Origin of the sequence: Mycobacterium sp. NPDC050041 (assembly GCF_049541695.1) — a bacterium.
In the GTDB taxonomy this organism is placed as follows: Bacteria; Actinomycetota; Actinomycetes; order Mycobacteriales; family Mycobacteriaceae; genus Mycobacterium.
In genome coordinates, this window is sequence record NZ_JBMVDG010000001.1 from 980,323 (window position 1) to 1,001,965 (window position 21,643).

21 protein-coding genes are annotated in these 21,643 nt (G+C 67.1%); 13 read left to right on the forward strand and 8 right to left on the reverse strand.

From position 1 onward, the window contains the following. Window positions 1–56: 56 nt before the first annotated feature. A complete protein-coding gene (locus tag ACPCHZ_RS04750) occupies window positions 57–2,396 on the forward strand; it encodes a transglycosylase domain-containing protein (RefSeq protein WP_423483668.1) in 2,340 nt (779 codons plus the stop codon). Beyond that, a complete protein-coding gene (locus ACPCHZ_RS04755) occupies window positions 2,393–4,033 on the forward strand; it encodes a glycosyltransferase family 87 protein (protein ID WP_423483669.1) in 1,641 nt (546 codons plus the stop codon). Before ACPCHZ_RS04750 ends, ACPCHZ_RS04755 begins: the two co-directional genes overlap by 4 nt. A gap of 83 nt (window positions 4,034–4,116) precedes the next feature. Here the strand turns inward: ACPCHZ_RS04755 and ACPCHZ_RS04760 are convergent, their stop codons facing one another. Then, entirely contained in the window at window positions 4,117–4,773 is a 657-nt protein-coding gene (locus tag ACPCHZ_RS04760) for a hypothetical protein (RefSeq protein WP_423483670.1), read from the reverse strand. Between the two features lie 176 nt (window positions 4,774–4,949). Here ACPCHZ_RS04760 and rpsF point away from each other — a divergent pair, with 176 nt between their 5' ends. From rpsF to ACPCHZ_RS04795, 7 genes are all read left to right on the forward strand, one after another. Then, the gene (rpsF, locus tag ACPCHZ_RS04765; RefSeq protein ID WP_364978074.1) at window positions 4,950–5,240 is read left to right on the forward strand and encodes a 30S ribosomal protein S6; all 291 of its coding nucleotides are present in this window, start codon (window positions 4,950–4,952) and stop codon (window positions 5,238–5,240) included. A gap of 122 nt (window positions 5,241–5,362) precedes the next feature. Beyond that, complete coding sequence (locus ACPCHZ_RS04770; RefSeq protein WP_364978077.1) at window positions 5,363–5,878, forward strand: single-stranded DNA-binding protein; 516 nt, start codon at window positions 5,363–5,365, stop codon at window positions 5,876–5,878. Window positions 5,879–5,929: 51 nt separating this feature from the next. Beyond that, window positions 5,930–6,193, forward strand: a complete 264-nt coding sequence (gene rpsR, locus ACPCHZ_RS04775; RefSeq protein WP_364978080.1) for a 30S ribosomal protein S18 — start codon at window positions 5,930–5,932, stop codon at window positions 6,191–6,193. A 30-nt stretch (window positions 6,194–6,223) separates the two neighbouring features. Further along, window positions 6,224–6,679 (forward strand): 50S ribosomal protein L9, encoded by a 456-nt coding sequence (gene rplI / locus ACPCHZ_RS04780; protein WP_364978083.1) that lies wholly within the window; start codon window positions 6,224–6,226, stop codon window positions 6,677–6,679. A 482-nt stretch (window positions 6,680–7,161) separates the two neighbouring features. Then, the gene (dnaB, locus tag ACPCHZ_RS04785; RefSeq protein WP_423483671.1) at window positions 7,162–9,750 is read left to right on the forward strand and encodes a replicative DNA helicase; all 2,589 of its coding nucleotides are present in this window, start codon (window positions 7,162–7,164) and stop codon (window positions 9,748–9,750) included. 257 nt (window positions 9,751–10,007) lie between these two features. Beyond that, entirely contained in the window at window positions 10,008–10,883 is an 876-nt protein-coding gene (locus ACPCHZ_RS04790; RefSeq protein WP_423483672.1) for an NAD(P)-dependent oxidoreductase, read from the forward strand. A gap of 72 nt (window positions 10,884–10,955) precedes the next feature. After that, entirely contained in the window at window positions 10,956–11,111 is a 156-nt protein-coding gene (locus ACPCHZ_RS04795) for a hypothetical protein (RefSeq protein WP_423483673.1), read from the forward strand. Window positions 11,112–11,430: 319 nt separating this feature from the next. Here ACPCHZ_RS04795 and ACPCHZ_RS04800 read toward each other — a convergent pair whose 3' ends face one another. Then, the gene (locus ACPCHZ_RS04800; protein ID WP_423483674.1) at window positions 11,431–11,799 is read right to left on the reverse strand and encodes a hypothetical protein; all 369 of its coding nucleotides are present in this window, start codon (window positions 11,797–11,799) and stop codon (window positions 11,431–11,433) included. Between the two features lie 24 nt (window positions 11,800–11,823). Here ACPCHZ_RS04800 and ACPCHZ_RS04805 point away from each other — a divergent pair, with 24 nt between their 5' ends. Further along, window positions 11,824–12,429, forward strand: a complete 606-nt coding sequence (locus tag ACPCHZ_RS04805) for a GyrI-like domain-containing protein (protein ID WP_423483675.1) — start codon at window positions 11,824–11,826, stop codon at window positions 12,427–12,429. Between the two features lie 106 nt (window positions 12,430–12,535). After that, a complete protein-coding gene (locus ACPCHZ_RS04810) occupies window positions 12,536–12,871 on the forward strand; it encodes a hypothetical protein (protein WP_423483676.1) in 336 nt (111 codons plus the stop codon). Between the two features lie 523 nt (window positions 12,872–13,394). Here the strand turns inward: ACPCHZ_RS04810 and ACPCHZ_RS04815 are convergent. The 3 genes from ACPCHZ_RS04815 to ACPCHZ_RS04825 all read right to left on the reverse strand — a co-directional run bounded on the left by ACPCHZ_RS04815 (window position 13,395) and on the right by ACPCHZ_RS04825 (window position 15,437). Further along, window positions 13,395–13,919, reverse strand: coding sequence for a CIA30 family protein (locus ACPCHZ_RS04815; protein WP_423483677.1), 525 nt, complete (start codon window positions 13,917–13,919; stop codon window positions 13,395–13,397). Between the two features lie 98 nt (window positions 13,920–14,017). Then, a complete protein-coding gene (locus tag ACPCHZ_RS04820; RefSeq protein ID WP_423483678.1) occupies window positions 14,018–14,476 on the reverse strand; it encodes a DUF4174 domain-containing protein in 459 nt (152 codons plus the stop codon). A 22-nt stretch (window positions 14,477–14,498) separates the two neighbouring features. Next, window positions 14,499–15,437, reverse strand: coding sequence for an alpha/beta fold hydrolase (locus ACPCHZ_RS04825; protein WP_423483807.1), 939 nt, complete (start codon window positions 15,435–15,437; stop codon window positions 14,499–14,501). 210 nt (window positions 15,438–15,647) lie between these two features. Here ACPCHZ_RS04825 and ACPCHZ_RS04830 point away from each other — a divergent pair, with 210 nt between their 5' ends. Then, the gene (locus tag ACPCHZ_RS04830; protein WP_423483679.1) at window positions 15,648–15,797 is read left to right on the forward strand and encodes a hypothetical protein; all 150 of its coding nucleotides are present in this window, start codon (window positions 15,648–15,650) and stop codon (window positions 15,795–15,797) included. A 126-nt stretch (window positions 15,798–15,923) separates the two neighbouring features. Continuing rightward, window positions 15,924–17,018, forward strand: coding sequence for a coiled-coil domain-containing protein (locus ACPCHZ_RS04835; protein ID WP_423483808.1), 1,095 nt, complete (start codon window positions 15,924–15,926; stop codon window positions 17,016–17,018). 3 nt (window positions 17,019–17,021) lie between these two features. On the opposite strand, the gene ACPCHZ_RS04840 is transcribed toward ACPCHZ_RS04835, so the two are convergent. From ACPCHZ_RS04840 to ACPCHZ_RS04850, 3 genes are all read right to left on the reverse strand, one after another. Further along, the gene (locus tag ACPCHZ_RS04840; RefSeq protein ID WP_423483809.1) at window positions 17,022–17,783 is read right to left on the reverse strand and encodes a DUF1906 domain-containing protein; all 762 of its coding nucleotides are present in this window, start codon (window positions 17,781–17,783) and stop codon (window positions 17,022–17,024) included. Between the two features lie 145 nt (window positions 17,784–17,928). Next, window positions 17,929–19,440: a serine hydrolase domain-containing protein gene (locus tag ACPCHZ_RS04845; RefSeq protein WP_423483810.1), complete on the reverse strand. Its 1,512-nt coding sequence runs from the start codon at window positions 19,438–19,440 to the stop codon at window positions 17,929–17,931. 65 nt (window positions 19,441–19,505) lie between these two features. Continuing rightward, window positions 19,506–21,635, reverse strand: coding sequence for a DNA gyrase subunit A (locus tag ACPCHZ_RS04850; protein ID WP_423483680.1), 2,130 nt, complete (start codon window positions 21,633–21,635; stop codon window positions 19,506–19,508). Window positions 21,636–21,643 lie beyond the last annotated feature (8 nt).

Below are 21,643 nucleotides of genomic sequence, written 5' to 3' on the forward strand. Positions count from 1 at the left end.
GTCCGCCCGACGGTCCCCGCCGCCGCCCGCGCTCAGGGGCGCCCTCCGACGACGGGATGACGGCGGTGCTGCCGGTCGTCCGCGCCGGTGCGCCGCCCACGCGCGACCCCATCGACGCGGTGAAGGCCGCTCTCGACGGAACGCCGCCACCGCCGCCGCCGCGCCGCCGGGGTCGCGGCAGTGGCCACGGGCCCTCGGACCCGCCTCCGGGCGGGACGCCCAACTGGCGTCAGCAGATCAACTGGAAGTGGGTGCGGCGCGGGCTGATCGTGGCCGCCGCGGTGTTGATCCTGCTGCCGCTGATCACGTTCGGCATGGCCTACCTGATCGTCGACGTGCCCAAGCCCGGGGACATCCGGACGAATCAGGTGTCGACGATCCTCGCCGGCGACGGCAGCGAACTCGCCAAGATCGTGCCGCCGGAGGGCAACCGGGTCGACGTCACCATCGAGCAGATCCCGTTGTCGATGCGCGACGCGGTGATGGCCGCCGAGGACCGCGACTTCTACTCCAATCCCGGCTTCTCCTTCACCGGCTTCCTACGGGCATTCAAGAACAACATCTTCGGCGGCGACGTTCAGGGTGGCTCGACGATCACCCAGCAGTACGTGAAGAACGCGCTCGTCGGCTCGGAGCGCTCCGGGCTGGGTGGTGTCACGCGCAAGGCCAAGGAACTGGTCATCTCGACGAAGATGTCGAGTGAGTGGTCCAAGGACCAGGTGCTGCAGTCCTACTTGAACATCATCTACTTCGGTCGGGGCGCCTACGGGGTGGCGGCCGCGTCCACCGCCTACTTCGGCAAGCCCGTCGAGCAGCTGACGGTGGCCGAGAGCGCACTGCTGGCCGCGCTCATCCAGCGGCCGTCGACGCTGGATCCCGCAGTCGATGCCGAAGGCGCGGCCGAGCGGTGGAACTGGGTGCTCGACGGCATGGTCGAGATCGGCGCGCTGTCGGCCACCGACCGGGCTGCCCAGGTGTTCCCGCCGACGGTGCCGCCTGAGCAGGCGCGCGCGCAGAATCAGACCACCGGGCCCAACGGTCTGATCGAACGCCAGGTCACCAAGGAACTGTTGGAACTCTTCGACATCAACGAGCAGACGCTCAACACCGAGGGCCTGCAGATCACCACGACCATCGACCCGAAGGCGCAGAAGGCCGCCGAGGAGGCGGTCACCGAGAACCTGGACGGCCAGGATCCGGACATGCGCTCGGCGGTGGTGTCGATCGACCCGAAGACCGGCGGGGTCAGGGCCTACTACGGCGGTTCGGACGCCAACGGCTTCGACTTCGCGCAGGCGGGTCTGCAGACCGGTTCGTCGTTCAAGGTGTTCGCGCTGATCGCCGCGCTGCAGCAAGGGATCGGCCTTGGCTACCAGGTCGACAGCTCGCCGGTCAGCGTCAACGGCATCGAGATCAGCAATGTCGAGGGCAACAGCTGCGGCACCTGCAACATCGCCGAGGCGCTCAAGCGGTCGCTGAACACCAGCTACTACCGGCTGATGCTGAAGCTGAAGAACGGTCCGCAGGACGTCGCCGACGCCGCGCACCAGGCCGGCGTCGCGGAGAGTTTCCCCGGCGTCGAGCACACCCTGAGCGAGGACGGCCAGGGCGGCCCGCCGAACAACGGCATCGTGCTCGGGCAGTACCAGACGCGGGTGCTCGACATGGCGTCGGCGTACGCGACGATCGCCGCGTCGGGCGTCTACCGCAAGCCGCACTTCGTGCAGAAGGTGGTCAACTCCCAGGGCGACGTGCTCTTCGACGCCTCGCAGGAGAGCAGCGACGGCGAGCAGCGTATCGACAAGAACGTCGCCGACAACGCGATCTCGGCGATGCAGCCGATCGCCGGCTACTCCAACGGCCACAACCTCGCGGGCGGCCGGCCGTCCGGAGCGAAGACGGGCACCGTGCAGCTCGGTGACACCGGCGACAACCGGGACGCCTGGATGGTGGGCTTCACGCCGTCGTTGTCGACGGCGGTGTGGGTCGGCACCACCGAGGGCACCAAGCCGTTGCAGACCTCGGGCGGGTCGGCGATCTACGGTTCGGGCCTGCCGTCGGACATCTGGAAAGAGACGATGGACGGCGCGCTGGAGGACACCGACAACGAGACGTTCCCCAAGCCGGAGGAGATCGGCGGATACGCCGGTGTGCCGCAGGCGCCGCCACCGCCACCGTCGTCCACCGCGCCGCCGACGCCGTCGATGACGGTGATCCAGCCGACCCTCGAGGTGGCGCCGGGTATCACCATCCCGATCGGGCCACCCAGCACGGTCCCGATCGGTCCGCCCGTGCCGCCAGTGCCAGGTGCGCCGACGCCGGTTCCCGATCCGGGCGCGGCCGTGCCGCCGCCGCCCGGCGCTCCAGGATTCCCCGGCCAGCCGCCGCCTCCGTGACGGACGCCGACGACACGGCGTGTGCGGCCGAGTCCCCGGCGCCGCTGGCCGATGACCGGCGCAGCGCCGACGACCGCGACCTGCCCAGCCGCAACGACGCGCTCGGCGCCGCGCTGTCCGGTGTCGCGGGCGGGCCGGTCGGGCGGCACGCGCTGATCGGACGGCAGCGGTTCTTCACGCCGCTTCGGGTGATGCTCGCGATCGCCGTGGTGTTCATGGCGTTGGGCTACACCACCAAGGCGGCGTGCCTGCAGACCGTCGGCGACGGACCCGCCGACCAGCGGGTGGCCAACTGGCAGAACAACCGCGCCTACTACGAGCTCTGCTATTCGGACACGGTGCCGCTCTACACGGCCGAGCTGCTGAACCAGGGCAAGTTCCCGTACAAGTCGAGCTGGATCGAGACCGACGCGTCGGACAAACCGCGCATCCAGTACAACGGCGACATCGCGGTGCGCTACATGGAGTATCCGGTGCTCACCGGCATCTACCAGTACCTGTCGATGGCGCTGGCCAAGACCTACACGGCGGCGTCGGCGACGGTGTCGTTGCCGTTGATCGCCGAGGTGGTGATGTTCTTCAACATCGCCGCCTTCGGGCTGGCGCTGGCGTGGATGGCGACGGTGTGGGCGACGTCGCGGCTGGCGGGCCGCCGGGTGTGGGACGCCGCGCTGGTGGCGGGTTCACCGCTGCTGATCTTCCAGATCTTCACGAACTTCGACGCGCTGGCGACGGCGTTCGCGGTGGGGGCGATGCTGGCGTGGGCGCGCCGAAGACCGGTGCTCGCCGGGGTGTTGATCGGGCTCGGCGTCGCGGCGAAGCTCTTTCCGCTGCTGCTGCTCGTGCCGCTGGTGCTGCTCGCGCTGCGCACGGGACGGATGCGGGAGGTGGCCAAGACCGCGGGCACAGCGGCACTGACCTGGCTGCTGGTCAACCTGCCGATCATGGTGCTGTTCCCGCGAGGCTGGTCGGAGTTCTTCCGGCTCAACACCCGTCGCGGCGACGACATGGATTCGCTGTACAACGTGGTGAAGTCCTTCACCGGCTGGCGTGGCTTCGACCATGGGCTGGGCTTCTGGGAAGCGCCGACGGTGCTCAACACCGTCACCTTCGCGCTGTTCGCGTCGTGCTGCGTGGCGATCGGGTATGTCGCGCTGACGGCGCGGCAGCGTCCTCGGGTGGCGCAGCTGGCGTTCCTGGTGGTCGCGGCGTTCCTGTTGACGAACAAGGTGTGGAGTCCCCAGTTCTCGCTGTGGCTGGTGCCGCTCGCGGTGCTGGCGTTGCCGCATCGGCGAATCCTGTTGGCGTGGATGACGATCGACGCGCTGGTGTGGGTGCCGCGGATGCTGTACCTCTACGGTGAGCAGAACCGCGGTCTGCCCGAGCAGTGGTTCACCGTAACGGTGCTGCTGCGTGACGCCGCGGTGATCACGTTGTGCGCGTTGGTGATTCGGCAGATCTACCGGCCGCAGCTCGACCTGGTACGACACGGCGGCCGGGTCGACGACCCGGCGGGCGGGGTGTTCGACGGGGCACCGGACGCGCCGCCACGCTGGTTGCCCGACTGGCTGCGGCCGCATCCGCGGATACGGACATCGGGTCCACCGGCGCAGGACCGGGCGACGGTCGACGCCTGAGGGTCTCCTCGTCGCGAGTGTGAAACGTCGGCGACTTTCGGGCACTTTTCTCGCCAACGATTCACACTCGGCGCGTAGCTCAGTCAACCCCGGTACGGCGCGGGCACATTCGGTCTTGCCCGGATCCACGCGGCGGTCGACGGGCGCAGCGCCAGCACGAGTGTCAGGACCGGAAACGCGACTCCGAGGAAGATGGGGCCACCGTAGATGGCGAAAATGGCTCCGGCTGCGGCGGCTTCGCCGTCGGCCTTGCTCAGTACTGCCATGAACAGGATCATGAACAGCACGCTCGTCAGGATGGCGATGGCGCAGCCGGCGACCACGAGCCATCGGCCCACCATCTTGCGCTGAAACAGCGTCAGGGCTCCGACCGCCAGCATGATCCCGGCGACGATGACGGCCAGGCCGACGATGACAAAGATCACGTCGCCTGCGTTGGAGGAGCGAGATGTGGTGCCCAAAGTAGGGCGAGGATCGGGCGAGCCGGCCGCCGTCAGTACCAGCATGCCGAAGCCGAGCAGGGCGAGCGCGCCGAGTCCTGCGAGCACAGCCGCGGCGTTCGCCGTGCCGCCGCTCGGGCCGGCGGGCCGCACCGGTGGGTACTGATAGCCGCCGGCGTAGCCGTTGTACTGCGGATAGCCGGGCTGCTGCGGATAACCCTGCTGCGGATAGCCCTGCTGCTGCGGGTAACCGGGCTGCCCGGAAGCTCCCTGACCGTAGGGCCCGTACGGATGGCTCACTCAACCCCCTCGAGGACTCGAAGAACCCAGCCTATCGGCCGACGACCGGGACGCAGAGCACGGATTTCGCAGCTCAGGCCGCTGTCCTGTAACCTGGGCCGGTTGCCGACGCAGGCGACCCTCCTGCCACGGACAGTCCGTGGCCGCACACGACCATAGGAGGTGATGGGTTCCTTATGCGTCCATACGAAATCATGGTCATCCTCGACCCCACGCTCGATGAGCGGACGGTGTCCCCCTCGCTGGAGACGTTCCTGAACGTCATCCGCAAGGACGGCGGCACGGTCGAAAAGGTCGACATCTGGGGCCGGCGCCGCCTGGCCTACGAGATCGCCAAGCACGCCGAGGGCATCTACGCCATCGTCGACGTGAAGGCCGAACCGGCCACGGTGTCCGAGCTGGATCGCCAGCTCAACCTGAACGAGTCCGTGCTGCGGACCAAGGTCATGCGGACCGACAAGCACTAAGTCGCGTGACGGCCTGTGCACGTCGGGGCTGTTCCGTAGGCTCACCTGCGACTGCCGTCCAACGCGTACACCGCCCGCGATGAGCGCTTGCGCGAAGAGCTGACAACCAACAGGAGGACTTCGTGGCTGGTGACACCGTCATCACGGTCATCGGAAACCTGACCGCCGACCCCGAACTGCGGTTCACACCGTCGGGCGCGGCCGTCGCGAACTTCACGGTCGCGTCGACCCCGCGCATGTTCGATCGTCAGACCAACGAATGGAAAGACGGCGAGGCGCTGTTCCTGCGCTGCAACATCTGGCGCGAGGCCGCGGAGAACGTGGCCGAGAGCCTGACCCGCGGTTCGCGGGTGATCGTGCAGGGCCGGCTCAAGCAGCGCTCGTTCGAGACGCGCGAGGGTGAGAAGCGCACCGTGGTGGAGCTCGAGGTCGACGAGATCGGCCCGTCGCTGCGCTACGCGACCGCCAAGGTCAACAAGGCCAGCCGCAGTGGCGGCGGCGGCGGTGGCTTCGGTGCCAGCGGCGGCAGTGGCGGCGGCGGTGGCTCACGCCCGGCCGAGCAGCCCAAAGACGATCCGTGGGGCAGCGCGCCTGCGTCGGGGTCCTTCTCCGGCGCCGACGACGAACCGCCCTTTTAGACAACACATCAGCGGACTGCGATCCGCGAACTTTGAGAAAGAGAAAGACACATGGCCAAGTCCTCCACCAAGCGGCGGCCGGCACCAGAGAAGCCGGTCAAGACCCGCAAGTGCGTCTTCTGCTCCAAGAAGGGCAAAGGGCAGATCATCGACTACAAGGACACGCAGCTGCTGCGTACCTACATCAGTGAGCGCGGCAAGATCCGTGCCCGCCGCGTGACCGGCAACTGCGTCCAGCACCAGCGCGACATCGCCATCGCGGTCAAGAACGCCCGCGAGGTCGCGCTGCTGCCGTTCAGCGCGTCGACGCGGTAGTCCCGGCCCGATAGAACGAAAGACTAAGAGATGAAGCTCATCCTCACTGCTGACGTCGACAACCTGGGCGTGCCCGGGGACACCGTCGAGGTCAAGGACGGCTACGGCCGAAACTTCCTGCTGCCCCGTGGCATGGCGATCACCGCGTCGCGTGGCGCCGAACGACAGGCCGACGAGATCCGCCGGGCCCGCGAGCTGAAGACGGTCCGCGGACTGGAGCACGCCAACGAGCTCAAGATCGCGCTCGAGGGCCTGGATTCGGTGGATCTGCCCGTCAACGCCTCAGCCGACACCGGCAAGCTGTTCGGCTCGGTCACCGCGACGTCCGTCGTGGCGGCGATCAAGAAGGCCGGCGGCCCGAACCTCGACAAGCGGACCGTGTCGCTGCCCAAGTCACACATCAAGGCGCTCGGCGAGCACCCGGTGACCGTGCGTCTGCATCCCGACGTTCAGGCCACGGTGACGCTCAACGTCGTCGCCCAGTAATAACGCACGCGACAATACGCCCGGGTTGGGACCCTTCGGGGTCTTGACCCGGGCGTTGCTGTGCGCGCTGGCGAACATTGTGCTATCGCGCGCCCGCAGCGAAGATAACCGGCCGTTAACCTCGGTGGTGCCGAGGCGAAACACAACACGCCCGAGTAGGCAACCCGGCACGACACGCCGAAGAACTTTCCATCCACAACACTGCACGTCCTCTGTGATGCGCTTATCTGCGGATTTATCCGGATAACGAACGAGATTCCACAGGTTGTCCCCAGCGACTCAACATGGCCGTCCAGCGATATCCACAAACCATCCACAGGTCTATGCACAGGGCCGGTATCGGGTGCCTCCAGCAACGCCTAACGTGATCGTGCGCGGAGCGGTTCGGGGGTTCGCCGACGTGGGATGTCGGTGAGCGGCCTTACAGTCGCGATAGACAACGATCGAACCTGCGTTCGAGCCGATCTGGGGAGGGTGGCGCCGTGGCTGTGGTCGACGACCTCGGGCATTCGGGTATGGATGACGCCCCGCCCAGCGAGGACTTCCGCCGCCAGCCACCTCAGGACGCCGCCGCTGAACAGGCAGTACTGGGCGGCATGCTGCTGAGCAAGGACGCGATCGCGGACGTGCTCGAGAAGCTGCGGCCCGGGGACTTCTACCGGCCGGCGCATCAGAACGTCTATGACGCGATCCTCGATCTGTACGGCCGCGGTGAGCCCGCCGACGCGGTCACCGTCGCCGCCGAACTGGACCGCCGGAGCCTGCTGCGCCGCATCGGTGGTGCGCCGTACCTGCACACGCTGATCTCCACGGTGCCGACGGCTGCGAACGCCGGGTACTACGCCGGCATCGTGGCGGAGAAGGCGTTGCTGCGCCGCCTCGTGGAGGCGGGTACCCGGGTGGTGCAGTACGGCTACGCCGGCGCGGACGGCGCCGACGTGAGCGACGTGGTGGACCGCGCGCAGGCCGAGATCTATGACGTCACCGAGCGACGCGCCTCCGAGGACTTCGTCGTCCTCGAGGAGCTGCTGCAGCCGACCATGGACGAGATCGATGCGATCGCCTCGCAGGGCGGTATCGCGCGCGGTGTGCCGACGGGCTTCACCGAACTCGACGAGGTGACCAACGGCCTGCACTCCGGGCAGATGATCATCATCGCCGCGCGTCCAGGCGTCGGTAAGGCACTCGCCCTCGGCACACCGCTGCCGACGCCGTCCGGGTGGACGACGATGGGCGATGTCGCCGTGGGCGACGAGCTGATAGGCGATGACGGGAAGCCCACCCGCGTCGTGGCCGCGACGGCCGTGATGAATGCTCGGCCCTGTTATGAGGTGGAGTTCTCGGATGGCACAAAGATCGTCGCCGATGCCGAGCATCAGTGGCTCACCGAAACGCGTGCGTCGCGGCGGTCCACTACACCGGCTTCAGTTCAGACCACTGAACAAATTGCGGCGACGTTGCGCTGTGCAACTGCCGATCGGAGACTGAATCACTCAATCACCAACGCCTCGCCCCTGCAGGCCCCTGAGCGTGAATTGCTCGTGCCTCCCTACACCCTCGGTGCTTGGTTGGGTGACGGCACCACCGCATCCGCGCAGATCACTTCCGCCGATCCAGAGATCATCATGCGCATCGAAGGGGAAGGCATCGAGGCCCACCGCTCGACCGGCGCCGCGTATCGATATCAATTGAAGCTGCGCAAACCCGCAGCCGTTGAGCCACGACAATGCCAAGTGTGCGGCGCGGAGTTCACTCCACGGACCAGCGAAGTCCGCACATGCGGACGGTCTTGCGGTGGTCGGGCGCGATTCGTGTCCGCCGCCGTGCTGAGTCCAACGTGCAACCGTTGCGGCGGGAAGTCTTGTGGCCTGCGGCTGTGCCAGCGCTGCCGCAACTGCTTCGGGACGTTGCAGGGACGTCTCCGCACGATCGGCGTACTTGGTCGCAAACACATTCCGGCGGAGTACTTGCGCGCTTCTGAGGCGCAACGGCGAGCCCTCCTGGCTGGCCTTCTCGACACCGACGGCACGGTAACCGCCGGCGGCGCAGTGCAGTTCTGTGTGACGGACAAGAGGCTGGCGGGCGACGTCGCGGAACTGATCGTGAGCCTGGGATATCGGTGCCAGACATCGACCAGGCGGGTACACGGTCGGCGCGAGAGCTCGTCGATCGCGTACACCCTCACCTTCTCGACTGACGAGGACGTCTTCGGGCTGACCCGTAAGTCATTGCTCCATAAGCAGCGTCGCGGTGCTACAAACATTGCTCGTTCGGTGTCTCGATTCATCGTGGATGTGCGACCGGTAGCCAGCGTCCCCGTGCGGTGCGTCGAAGTGGACAATGAAAGCCACATGTACTTGGCGAGCCGGTCGATGGTGCCGACCCACAACTCAACGCTCGGACTGGATTTCATGCGGTCGTGCTCGATCAAGCACCAACTGCCGAGCGTCATCTTCTCGCTGGAGATGAGCAAGTCCGAGATCGTGATGCGGCTGCTGTCGGCGGAGGCGAAGATCAAGCTGGCCGACATGCGGTCGGGCCGGATGAGTGACGACGACTGGACGCGCCTCGCTCGGCGGATGAGTGAGATCAGCGAGGCGCCGCTGTACATCGACGACTCACCGAACCTGACGATGATGGAGATCCGGGCCAAGGCGCGGCGGCTGAGCCAGAAGGTCGGGCTACGGATGATCGTGGTCGACTACATGCAGCTGATGTCGTCGGGCAAGAAGTACGAGTCGCGCCAGCAGGAAGTGTCGGACTTCTCGCGAAGCCTGAAGCTGATGGCCAAGGAACTCCACGTGCCGGTGATCGCGATCAGCCAGCTGAACCGCGGGCCGGAGCAGCGCACGGACAAGAAGCCCATGGTGTCGGACCTTCGTGAGTCGGGCAGCCTCGAGCAGGATGCCGACATGGTGCTTCTCTTGCACCGGCCGGACGCGTTCGAGCGCGACGACCCGCGCGCCGGCGAGGCGGACCTGATTCTCGGCAAGCACCGTAACGGCCCGACGAAGACGATCACCGTTGCGCACCAACTGCACTTGTCGCGCTTCGCCAACATGGCGAAGTAGGGATCGATCTGGCCTCTCTGCCAGGGATTCCCGGGCACTGTCGGCACGCGGTATCCCTACGTCGATGCGACTCGTGCGGGACCGGCGCGCCTTCGGCGTGATCGATTGGCGCGGGGGTTAGCAGTTGGTCGGTCCTCCTGCTGGCTGCAATGTCACCGACCTCGTCCGCGAATAAGCTCTGACGACGAGGGAACAGAGCCATCCGATCAGGGATTTCGTCTCTCGTGGAATAACTTTCGCAGCTGAGGAGATCGCTGATGACCTTGATTGGCATGGTCGGTGTCGGAGACATGGGCTCGGAGATGGTTCCCCATCTGGTGGCCGAAGGACATCAGGTGTGGGCATTCGACCCCGACCCCGAACGGTTGAAGGCCGCCGTGGGGGACGGAGCGAGGGCCGCCGTGTCGCCGGCTGATGCGGCCCGGCGTTCGGAGGTGACGTTGAGCTTGGTCATGTCCGAGGACATTCCCGCCGCCCACTTCGGCGCGGACGGCATCTCGGCGGGTCTGCGCCCTGACGCGGTTCTCGTCCTGTGTTCGACGACGACCCCGACCCTGCTGGACGAGGTCCGAAATGGGGCTGGCGCGGACAGACACGTGGTTGACGCGCCGATCGTCGGCGGCGTGAAATACGCCAGGGAGAGGTCGGTGACGTTTCTCGTCGGGGGCGAGCCGGCGGCGGTAGCGCGGGCAGAGCGGGTGCTCGTCTCCCTGGGCAACGTGGAGCGGGTGGGTCCGGCCGGTGCGGGCGTGAAGTACAAGCTGATCACCAACACCTTCGTCATGGCCGCCGAAGTCGGTCTGCGCGAGGCGCTCGACCTGACCGACATCCTGGGCGGTGACTACGAGACTGCGCTGCGCCTGTTCGGCGTGGGGCCGATGGCCGCAGTCGTGAAACGCGCCCTCGACGAATCGAACCCACGGCCGTTGCGCGCCTCCGCGCGGGACTTCGATGCCCTGCTATCGGTGGTTGATGATGCCGCGCTGCTGCCGATTTCGGCCGCTGGCCGGGACCGCCTGTGGGCGGCGGTCGAGGCGGAGCCCGGCCACGAGCCGATGTTCGTCGAACTCACCCGCCGGACTACGGCGCTCGACGGGTACCGTTCAGGAAAGCTGGCTGTCACACCCCGGTGAGTACACCGGTCCGTCTGAACGGCGCCGGCCGACTGCCGCGGTGATCAGAGTCACCCGGGCAATCAGAGCAACGTGTCCGCGGCGATCACCGAGGCGGAGATCGCCGAGGGGAATGCTGCGGTCTCTAGGGCTGAGTCGTTCATCGGACCAGATTTGTTCGTACGGAGGAGAATCGACGAGATCGGCAAGCTCTGGAGTGAATCGTCGAGCAGCGCCGCGCGGCAATGAGTTGATGTGTCGCAGTTGGACCTCGAACTCGAGAACCTACAGCGGGGTGCGCCTCAGGCCGTCGCTGTTCGTCGCCTCGTCTGCGTCGGCGGATCGGTCGGCGCCTCCGCACGACACAACTAGAAGCGCCGCGGACACGAGGCTGACCAGACCACGTTGGGGCCGCATCGGCATATGACACAGGTGGTGGCTTCTCCAAGTTTCTTGTCCAATTCGCATATGAAACGTCCTTCTGATGTCCAATTGGACATTTGATGAGGTTCCGATCTGAGTGGCGGCCGACGACACTGTCCGAGTGCTCCACCCCAGCAGGGTGCGCCTATGCGTCACCCAAACTCGGCCGGTAGTCCGCCACTTCGGCCTCAGCAGCGAGCAACGCACCCAATTCGCCCTCCTGCTGGGCGACAAACACACCGATAACCTGCCGGCACACCTCCGGCACGCTGACGCCGCGCATATCAGCAATACGTTTCAACCCGACCAGCATTGACGTCGACACGTGAAACTGCACGGCGAATTGACCGCAAGAACCATCCTCGGGCGGTAACCCCGGACCAATGACCACCGGATGATCTGACCCGAATTCGTCAACATCAGCACCGCGAGCCCTCTCGACGGCCCCACCACTAGCGCCGCCAGCAACGCCCTCGTCCGGGTCGCGGAACTCCTCATGGCTGAACAAACCCATTGCGCCCACGCTAGACCTTGCAGAATGCCGAAGCCGCCGATCCGTACCGACATCATCACCACTCATCTCGAACAGATGGAGGCTCAGCTGCAGCAGACCCGTGACACCGTGGGTGCGCTGCGCGAACTGCTCTCCCCCGTGCGTACTCACACCGACGTCACATCGCGCCACGAACCGGCGCTCGCCGTGTGGTCCGTGAGCGCCACCATCGACACCTCCGGGATAGACGACTGGTTCACGGCGTCACTGCGGACACTGCACCGGGCCGTCGCCGTGGCAGCAGGCGCGCCGACCGCGGTGGTGCCGGGCGGCCTGTACGACCGCGCGCTGTTTCTCGAACAGCGCGGCAGCGCAACCATGTTCGTCGAAGCACCACCATCCGCAGATCCCCCCGAGGGTATCCGCGCCGAGGTCTTACCCAGGACCGAATTCGCGGTGCTCACCCACCCGGGCGGTCACGACGGCATCGACCGCAGTTACGCGGCCCTGGGCATCTACGTCAACGAGCATCTGATCAGCAGCCAGGGACCCATCCGTGAGCACTACCTCGGCGGCACTCCCACAGATCCGGCCCGGTTCACCGCAACCGAGATCTGCTGGCCGATCTTCAGCACCACCGCGCCGCGATGAACGACACACACGAGCGGTTCGGCGCACACGGAGCATGGCTCAATCCCGCACTCGGTGATGCGCCCCGTATCTGGGCAGCAATGCCTTCCTGGCTCCAGAGCACAAGGTGGTCCTGACCCAGGACGATGACCAGGCCCGAACGATCGGCCGTCCTGCCGTCCAGAATCCCTACCTCGGCTTGCGCAACTACACCAACAACCTGATGCGGCACGGGTTCACCGAAGCGGGTGTCGACGGATCAGGCAGCGACGCACTGATCGACGCCCTGGTCGCGCACGGTTCCCCGGAGACCATCTACACCCAGATCGACGAGCACCTCTCGGCCGGCGCCAACCGTGTCGGCATGGACGAACGTGAGTGGGTCTGTCGGACAGCGGTTCTCGTGCCAACTGCCGTTGTCCGACCCTACCGCCCGACTAGCAGGGAATGGGAATGCCCGTGAACATGTCCCTGCCGGTGCACTCGGCCGCCGCTCCCGGCGGAATGTTCGGGCCATCCCAGACGCTGCTGCCCTCGACGGTGATCTTCGAATCCGAGTACTGATAAGTGACGGGGTCCAGCGGGCCGACCCAAACCTTGTGCGGCACGTTGCCCATGCCCGATTTGACGTACTGCCACGTGTGACAGACGTTCATGTCCCACTGGTACATGGCTCCGGGCCCAGGCGGGTTGTGTATGGACATCCCCGGGCACCATTGGTGTGGCTGCGAGGGAATGGCCTGGGCGGCTCCACTTCCCATGCTCAGGCCTGCGGCCGCGAGACCTACTGACGTCAGCGCTGCGGCGAGTATCCGTGTGATTCGCATGATCGTGTTCCTCTTCCTCCACGCACCGCCTCGGTGCCGGCGCCATCCCGTGAAGTACACCGCGGCAGGTCATCTACCGATCCCAAGACACCACGGCCGCGGCAGTTACGTACCGATTTCACACAAATAGGGCCCTCGACCGGCGAGACGGGCTGGACCTCAGGTCGCGGCGTCGATTGCGGTGACGGTGAGTTCGAAGGGACCCTGCTGCTTGTCGAGAATGTAGACCGACACCTGATCGATGCCTGACGGGTCGAGAGTCTGAGGCGCGTCCGGTGCGGGGTCGAGGCGCATCCCCACCGGCACGAAGCCGTCGATGGGCAGTTCGTAAGACCGCGAAACGGCGGGCTCTGTCCGGAATCGGTGGATGTAAGACCATTGCCGTGCAACGGTGTTCACCTTCACCAGGTAGGTCTTGCCGTCGCCCACAGCGTGTACGCGGAGCGACGTTGCGCCTGTTGCCCGGCGTCCGATCTCGGTGTCCTGCGGACTGCGGGCCGAAGCGAACCCGCCCTTGTTCGCCAGCGAGATCTCGCCGGAGAACACGAGGCCGCCGTCGTCACCGAACGTGATGCGCGAGGTGGACTCACCGCCCATGACGGGATCGTTGACCGTGGTCCAAGAGGCCACCTCGTCGGCATCGTCGATGTCGACGAGAGGAGTCTCCGACCTGCTCGTCGTCATGTTCGCGTCGGACGATGGCGCGGCGCCGCACGAGACCACGAGCACGGCCGATGATGCGAGGACGAGACCCGTCAGGCACCGTCGAACTGCCCCCGGCATCAACACCGACCCGCGGCACTCGTCTCGCGGCTTCGCATGGGCATACCGTCGATGACGGCATAGATTCTCCGGAGATCGGGCACGTCGTCGACGCGCAGTTTCTCGCCGCCGTCCTTACCGATCAGCACACCCGCGAAGGCCTTGTCACCGACCCCATACTCGTCAGCCAGCCGTCGAGACTCCTCCGCAGTGATGACCTGACTGTCCAGCGTGCTCGTGCCCTCGGTCACCACGAGGCCGAGCACCATGTCGCGGTCGGCGAACTCACATCGATTGGCCTCGATACGGGCCAGAGTCTCGACGAGCCGGGGGTCGCCTTCCGTGGGCGCGAACAGGAGTAGGGGACGACGTTCCCAGAGGTAGTCGTCGAGTCCGACGGCCCCGGCAGTAGCTGACCCGAGAGCACTGCCTGACAGCAAGACCGCGAGGACGAGCGCCAACCGCACGCCCCTGCGCATCACCGACATAGTGATGATGACTCTACGGCTGAACGACGAACTCGACTCCGGCGGTGATGGCGGGCCGGTGGCGCAGGATTCGGTAGTGAGCCAGACGGCCGAGGCCCTTCGTCGTCAGCAGGCGCGCGCCCGGCCACATCGCCGCGAGTCGCTGACTGGCCGCATACGGGGCATCGGGGTCGTCGGGATCGTGGATGACGAGCAGCGGCGGGAAGCCCGCGCGCCGGCCGACGTGGTCCATGTTCGTCTCGTGCAGCGGCATACCGATCCGCTTCTCCAGACGGCGCTGAAGCCCGGCTCGAATCCGGCGGCCGAAATTGTGCCGCGCCGCGAAGAGGTCCAGATACAGGGGAAAATCGCCCATCGGCGAGAGAAGGACCAATCGCCCGACGCTTGCGCCCTCGGCCGCCGCGCACACCGTGGCATTCCCGCCGAGCGAATGCGCCACCACCGCGTGGGCCTGTCCGTGGGTTTCGATCATGGCCTTGATTGCCTCAGCACACTCGACCGACGTCGTTCGCCCCGGCGCCAGCTCGCCCGGGTCGGACTCGTTGTGGCTGGGCAGGTCGAACGCGATGACGCGGTAGCCGGCCGCCACCAGTGGCTTGACGAACATCGCCAGATGCGGTCGGCGCCCGCCCCAGCCGTGCACCAGGTAGATAGGCGCTCCCTCGCCCCACTCCTCACCGACCACCCGGTGCCCATCCCAGTACGCCTCGAGCGGCTTGCCCGGCGGCACACCCGGCGGCATCCGCAGAGCCGATTCCATGACTGGCGGGGTGCACCACAACTCCACCGCCCATCGGGAGCCCAAGCGGGGCGCGAGCCGCTCCAGCAGGCGGAACCGCCTGCGGACGTCGTCGGCGACAGGCGGAAGAATCTCGGAGCCGACGACATCGAGCGGGGGTATCTCACCCGTCCGGTCCAACTCCGGCGCTTGGTCAGACCCTCGTTCTGTCATGGCCGGCGATCGGGTCATGTGGTGGCACGCGGCGACCATAGCAGCGTCGCGTCGGCGGCCGAGGCTCGTCCACCTCGCCGGCATCGATCAGCGCGGCCCGGTGCCGATGACCGAGTCAGAATGTATCGGCTCCCCGGTTGGGCGTGGCGCAGACGGGGCACTCGCATCCGACGGGACGAGCCCGGCGGCGCTACAAGGAGGACGTAATAAATGACGATGCCCAGTGACGCCGCAGACGCGGTCGAGAACATCGGACCCAACGAAGGTCCGCGCGACCACGAAGGGGTCAACACCGATCACGAGGCCTACGTCGACGAAGACAATGCGCCCCATCCCGGCGACGCCAACGAGGCCGGCTGACATCGGGCGCGTCACGCACCGCGGCCCAGGGCCATCCGGAGTGGACATCGACGGCACCAGTTCGTAGCCTTTCCCGCGAGAGCCAAGCCAGCATCAGTCTTCGACCGAAGGATCGTGACAATCCGCGTGACCGGGGTGCGTGACCTCATTCGGCGAACGGTGTGCGGTGTGGCGACCGCGGTCCTGGTACTGGCCATGTGGGTGGGCGGCGTCCATGCGGACCCGGCGGCCGACGCGTTGGCCGAACTCAACGAGCTGTCCCAGCAGGCACTGCAAACGCGCAAGGCCGTCACGGCGGCCCAACGTGATGCCGACGCCAGACTGGCCGAGCAGGCCGCGGCCGCCGACCGCCACCGTGCCGACCTGGCGGCACTGGAGATCGCGAACGCCCAGCTGATGCCCCTTCAAACCGCCGCCGACCGGATCGCGGCGATGAACTACATGAGTGGGCGTGATGGCCAGATGGCGGCGGTGCTGTCCGCAACTTCGCCCCAACAGCTGATCGATCAGCTGTCGCTGCAACGAACGGTCGGCTCGACCATCGCCGATCAAATGAAGGCCTTCCAAGCAGCCCGTGGGCGCGCGGCCACCGCCGCCCAGGCGTCGGAGAGATCGGCTGCCGACGCCACTTCCGCGGCGGAAAAGGCCGCCGCGGTGCGCAAAGAACTGCAGGCCAGGTTGAGCGAACTGCTGCGTCAGATCGCCGCCGCGGAGGCGCAGTACGCGGCGCTGACACCGCAGCAGCGAGCGATCATCGACAACGCGCCGCCGCCGCCGCCCGCGCCGGCTCCGCCGATCGCCGCGCCACCCGGCGTGCCTCCCGGCGACGTGGCTCCACCCCCTGCCGCCGCCGTCCCAGAGATCCCGGAGGCCCTGCCCGTCGGCGTCGCGTCAGAGGCCGGGTTGCAACCCAACACCGTCCTGGCCGCCAGGGCCGTCAGCCGGCAGTTCCCGCAGATCGCCGACATCGACGGCGTTCGGCCGGACTCGAAGCCATGGCATCCGAGCGGACTGGCGATCGACATCATGATCCCCAACCCCGAGAGCCCCGAGGGCACCGCGCTCGGCGACCAGATACTCGCCTTCGCGATGAGCAATGCCGGCCGGTTCGGGTTACAAGACGTGATCTGGCGCGACACGTATTACACGCCGGCCGGTCCGCAGGCATCGGGTTACGGCCACAACGACCACGTGCACATCACCACGACGCCACGCGGCTAGCCCTCACGGGTGCAGATTCCACTGGCCGCAGTCCTGCGCCAGTACGTCGTTGACGTCGACCCGGATGCCGCCGACCACCGGACCCGGATTCGAGGCGGTGTCGATGATGCGCTGGTAGAGGACCGCGCCGGGGTAGATCTGACCGTTGGACCAGGACCGGGTCTGCCACGCCCACACTTTGCCGGGTGATTTCGACCTTCCGATCACACCGTCGGACGCCGCCCACTGGCATGGTCTGATGCCGGCGTAGATCCCGGTACGCATCTCTCCGATCACCGAATTGATTCCACGAAACCACGGCAGCGCCAGTCTGTTCCATGCCTCGCGGTCGATGTCGTCGTCGACGCTGAAGAAGATCGGGGCGCTCCGGCCACCGCCCGCAGCGGTGTGGAGCTGCCACGCGGTGCGCGCGTCGGCGACGCCTCCGGCGTACCCGCGGGTGAAGTCCGACGGCGCTGTCCCGCCGGGCTTGCCGTACTGGTAGTTGCTGACGATGACCAGTCCGGCGGCGTTCAGCGACTGTGCATAGGGCAGGGTGATCGGCTTGGCGCCGAACGACGAGCCCGGCCGCGAGGTCGAGACGTAGTTGATCACACCGGCGTGGCCGGCGGCCCGGATGTCCCGGGCCGGGATCTGACGCATCGCGTAATCGATCAGCGTCGGAGCGGCGGCCGCCGCCGTGGGTGCGCGGGCACCGGTTACCGCACCGAGTCCGGCCAGCGCCGACGCCCCGACGGCGTAGCGCAGTGCGTCACGCCGGGAGATCGACACGGGGCGATGTTACCAATGTGACAGCTGTGATTTGAGCTCATCATCGGCGCGGCGGCCAGTTCGTTGCCCCGAGGGGACGCGCGGGGCCGACGGATCAATCCGCGGCAGCATGTGAAGACCACACGACGAGGATCTAGACCTAGGTGCCGTAAAGATGGAGGGCACGTGCGGTCTCGGTGGCCACGTAACCGCTCAGTGTGGCAATCGGTGGACCGCCGCGCTGATGGATCACATTCGCGAGGACGATCACGTAGGTGTCAGACCCCGGATCCATCCACAACGTGACTCCGGTGAACCCGGTGTGGCCGAAGCTACCGATGGGAAAGACGGCGCCGCGTGGTCTGGAGTGGGCAGTGTCGATGTCCCAGCCGAAGCCGCGCAGATCATGTCCCGGTATTGCCGGGTAGTGCGCAGCCAGCAGTCGATCTGTTGTGGTGAAGACCGTTTCGGTGGCCTCGTTCGCCGCCTGGACCTGGCCGGCATGGTGCCCGGGTTGCTGCGGAGTCGTCATCATCTGCACGCTCGCCTGCCTCAGCGGAAAGGTGCTCGGGCGGTTGGCGAGCCGGTCGAGAAGCGCCTGCGCGTAGAGGCCCACGTCGTGCACCGTCGTGAACACTCCGGCGCTCCCGGCCACCCCGCCCATGCGGCGTGCCGTCGGGTCGTGCACGGTCCCGCGAAGCGGGTGACCGTAGTCGGGGTTGATGCCCGGAGTGTCCTCGTCGAGAGCTGTCGGTGCGATGCGCCCCAGCAAGTCGGTGCTCCACGCATCCGCCGGGCAACTCCCCACCGTCGGTCCCCGGGGATCCAGGGCGATCGCCGTTCCCCGGATCCGGTGTGGGCCGCACGCTTTGGTGGCCGGGAGGTAGTGGGTGTCTGACATCCCCAGTGGTCCGAACACGTTGCGCTCAACGTAGACATCTTCGGGCTCGCCGGTGATCTTCTCCAGCAGCGCGCCCAGGATGATGAAGTTGATGTCGGAGTAGTGGAAGCGTTCTCCGGGAATGAAGACCACCCACGCGGCGAGCGCACGGCGAACGCCCTCCGCCTTGTCGGCCTTCTCCAGACCCCACGGACCGTCCAGGCTCAGGTCCCCCGCTATGCCCGAAGTATGGGTGAGCAACATGCGCAGAGTGACCTGCGCGCGGCGCGGATCGTCGGCCGGGTTGAAGTCGGGAAGGTACGCCTGCACCGGTTCGTCGATCCGAACCCGGCCTTCTTCGTGGAGCTGCATGACGGCGGTCGAGGTCGCGAGGCTCTTCGTCAACGAGGCCAGGTCGAAGATGGTGTCCTCGGTCATCGGCTCCGCCGGGGCGGGTGACCCGTCCAGCCCCGGTTCGCCGGCAAGCTTGCGCGAGCCGAAGGCCTGGCGGAAGACGATCTTGCCTTCGTGCCCGACCTGGACGACGGCGCCGGGTAGCCGCCGCGCCGCGACGGCGTCTTCGATGAGCCGGGAGACGGGGGAGAAGTCTCCGGTCGGAGTCACTTCAGCGACGGCGGGTGCCGGTGACGGGGTAGTCGGAGCGGTCGTCCTCGGTGTGCCGGTGTCGAGCGGTGGAGATGCAGTATGTCCGCATGCCGGGGCCGCAGCGAAAGTGCACACCACGGTTCCAACCGCGAAGAGCCGGGCAAGGCGCGAGCGTGACACCGTCACCCGGTCGACGGTAGCCGGGCGCAGTACCGACAGCACGAGATCGACCGCGATTGCTCGGCGGCGAGTTACCCCGCAGGGGTCACATCGCTGCCGGAACCCTTGACCGAGGCCTTGGCGCGCTTCTCTGCTCGCACCGCCCGCTTGCCGCGTACGTACCCGGTCGCCGAGACCGCAGCCGCCAGCAGCGCGGTCTCGCCGCCGACGAACGGATGGAATCCGACGCCTGCGCCGCCGCGGCCCTTCACCGGGATGTCGGCGACTTCGGTGACCTTCCAGCCCTTCTCGGAGATCGACAGGATCGCCTCGCCGTTCTCGCACGTGAGCGGCAGCGCGGCGATCACCTCGTCGCCATCCGTGGCCAACTTCACCCCGGCCACGCCGTTACCGGCCGCGCCCTGGGGGTTCACCGCGGCGGGATCGATCCGCAGCACCTTTCCGCGTCGTGTCACCAAGGCCAGATGCGATCCGGGTGCGAGGACCCCCGACTGCACCAGCCCGGTGATGTCCGGCGCCACCGGGATGTCGCGGATCTTGAACGGCAGACCATTGCCGTTGGTGAACTTCACCCGACCGTCGGTCCATACCGCCCAGCCAAGACCCGAGCTGAGGAGCTCCCCGTGGCGGTCGGAGAACACGCCCCGGTCATCGAGTCGCCAGGCGGTGTTGACCTTTCGCTCGCGCGCGCCGTCCTCGTCGGATCCGTGCACCGTCGGCGTGGCGTCGACGTCGAGCACCGTGCGGCGGTCGAATTCGGGCCCCTTGAACAGTTTCGCCGTCTCCACCAGCTCCTGGTCGATCACCACCCGCCGCGCGTCGGGGTTCGACACCAGCTCGGTGAGCGCGACGAACTCGGCGTCCAGCTTCTCCGCTTCGGCCTGCAACTCGATGACGTCGAGCTTGGTCAGCCGGCGCAGCTGCAGCGCCAGAACGTAATCGGCTTGCTCGGTGTCGATCGCGAATCGCTGCTGCAGACCGTGGCGGGCCTCGTCGACGGTGTCGGATCCGCGGATCACCGCCACCGCGGCGTCGATGTCGAGGTGGATCTTCATCAGGCCGGCCACCAGGTGACGGCGCGCGGTGACCTTCTCCAGCCGGTACTGGCTGCGGTGCAGCACCACCGAATCGCGCAACGACAGGAACGCGGCGATCAGCTCGCGTACCGACCACCAGCGCGGCACCCGGTTCTCGTCGAGTGCCACCAGACTGGCGGCGAACGTCGACTCCAGCGGTGTGAGGGCAAGCAGCTGCTCACGGATCGTTTCGGCACTGTGGCCGCGTTTGGCCGTGACGACGATGCGCAGCCCGTTGCGGCGGTCGGTCAGGTCCGACATATCCGCCACCCCGGACAGTTCGCCCGAGTCGACCAGCGCCCGGATCCGTTCCTGCACAGTCCCGCTCGCGACCCCGGGTGGCAGCTCGGTGATGACGACGTTCTTGCCGTCGACGGACACCGTGCCGCGCACCGTGAACGCTCCCCGGCCGGTGGTGATGTACTCCCGTAGGCCGGTGGCGCCGACCACGGTGGCGCCGCAGCCCCAGTCGGGGCCGGGAATGAGTTTGACCAACCTGTCGTCGGTCATGTTGGGGGTCTTCAGCAGCGCTCGGCAGGCAGCCATGATCTCCCGCGGGTTGTGTGCGGGCACCTTGGTGGCCCAACCCTCGGCGATGCCGACGGCACCGTTGCACAGCAGCACGGGCCATTGCGCCGGCAGCACCGTCGGCTCGATCCATTCGCCGTCGAATGTGGAGACCATCGGCACCGCATGGTCTGCGAGTTCGGCGGTCAGTGCCGCGCCGGGCGCCGACAACCGCATCTCGGTGTAGCGGTCCGCCGCGGGGATGTCGCCCTGAATGCGCGGAAAGGCACCCTGCCCGTCGATGACCTTCACGCGCTGGAACTCGGCGGCCATCAGCGCCGCCGCGCCGTACATCGACGCGCCGCCGTGCGGGTGCAGATTGCCGGTGACAGCCGAGCACACCTTCGAGGACTTCTGCGGCTTGTTTCCGGGCAGCAGCCTGGAGTCGTACATCTGGTACAGCAGACGGCGCTGCCCGGGCTTGAGGCCGTCGAACGCGGACGGAATGGCACGGTCGCTGACGCTGTAGAGCGCGAAGGTCAGCTGGTAGTGGTTCCAGTAGTCGTCGGCACTCTGGTCGAGCACCAGGTCGGGATTCTGCTCGATGATGGCGGTCACGTCGTACT

Excerpts from the sequence above, each read along its gene's own strand:
- ACPCHZ_RS04790 (WP_423483672.1), top strand. The coding sequence starts at position 10,008 with ATGACCTTGATTGGCATGGTCGGTGTCGGAGACATGGGCTCGGAGATG.
- rplI (WP_364978083.1), top strand. The coding sequence starts at position 6,224 with ATGAAGCTCATCCTCACTGCTGACGTCGACAACCTGGGCGTGCCCGGG.
- ACPCHZ_RS04825 (WP_423483807.1), bottom strand. The coding sequence starts at position 15,437 with ATGACAGAACGAGGGTCTGACCAAGCGCCGGAGTTGGACCGGACGGGT.
- ACPCHZ_RS04830 (WP_423483679.1), top strand. The coding sequence starts at position 15,648 with ATGACGATGCCCAGTGACGCCGCAGACGCGGTCGAGAACATCGGACCC.
- rpsR (WP_364978080.1), top strand. The coding sequence starts at position 5,930 with ATGGCCAAGTCCTCCACCAAGCGGCGGCCGGCACCAGAGAAGCCGGTC.
- ACPCHZ_RS04800 (WP_423483674.1), bottom strand. The coding sequence starts at position 11,799 with ATGGGTTTGTTCAGCCATGAGGAGTTCCGCGACCCGGACGAGGGCGTT.
- rpsF (WP_364978074.1), top strand. The coding sequence starts at position 4,950 with ATGCGTCCATACGAAATCATGGTCATCCTCGACCCCACGCTCGATGAG.
- ACPCHZ_RS04750 (WP_423483668.1), top strand. The coding sequence starts at position 57 with ATGACGGCGGTGCTGCCGGTCGTCCGCGCCGGTGCGCCGCCCACGCGC.
- ACPCHZ_RS04820 (WP_423483678.1), bottom strand. The coding sequence starts at position 14,476 with ATGCGCAGGGGCGTGCGGTTGGCGCTCGTCCTCGCGGTCTTGCTGTCA.
- ACPCHZ_RS04815 (WP_423483677.1), bottom strand. The coding sequence starts at position 13,919 with ATGACGACGAGCAGGTCGGAGACTCCTCTCGTCGACATCGACGATGCC.
- ACPCHZ_RS04805 (WP_423483675.1), top strand. The coding sequence starts at position 11,824 with ATGCCGAAGCCGCCGATCCGTACCGACATCATCACCACTCATCTCGAA.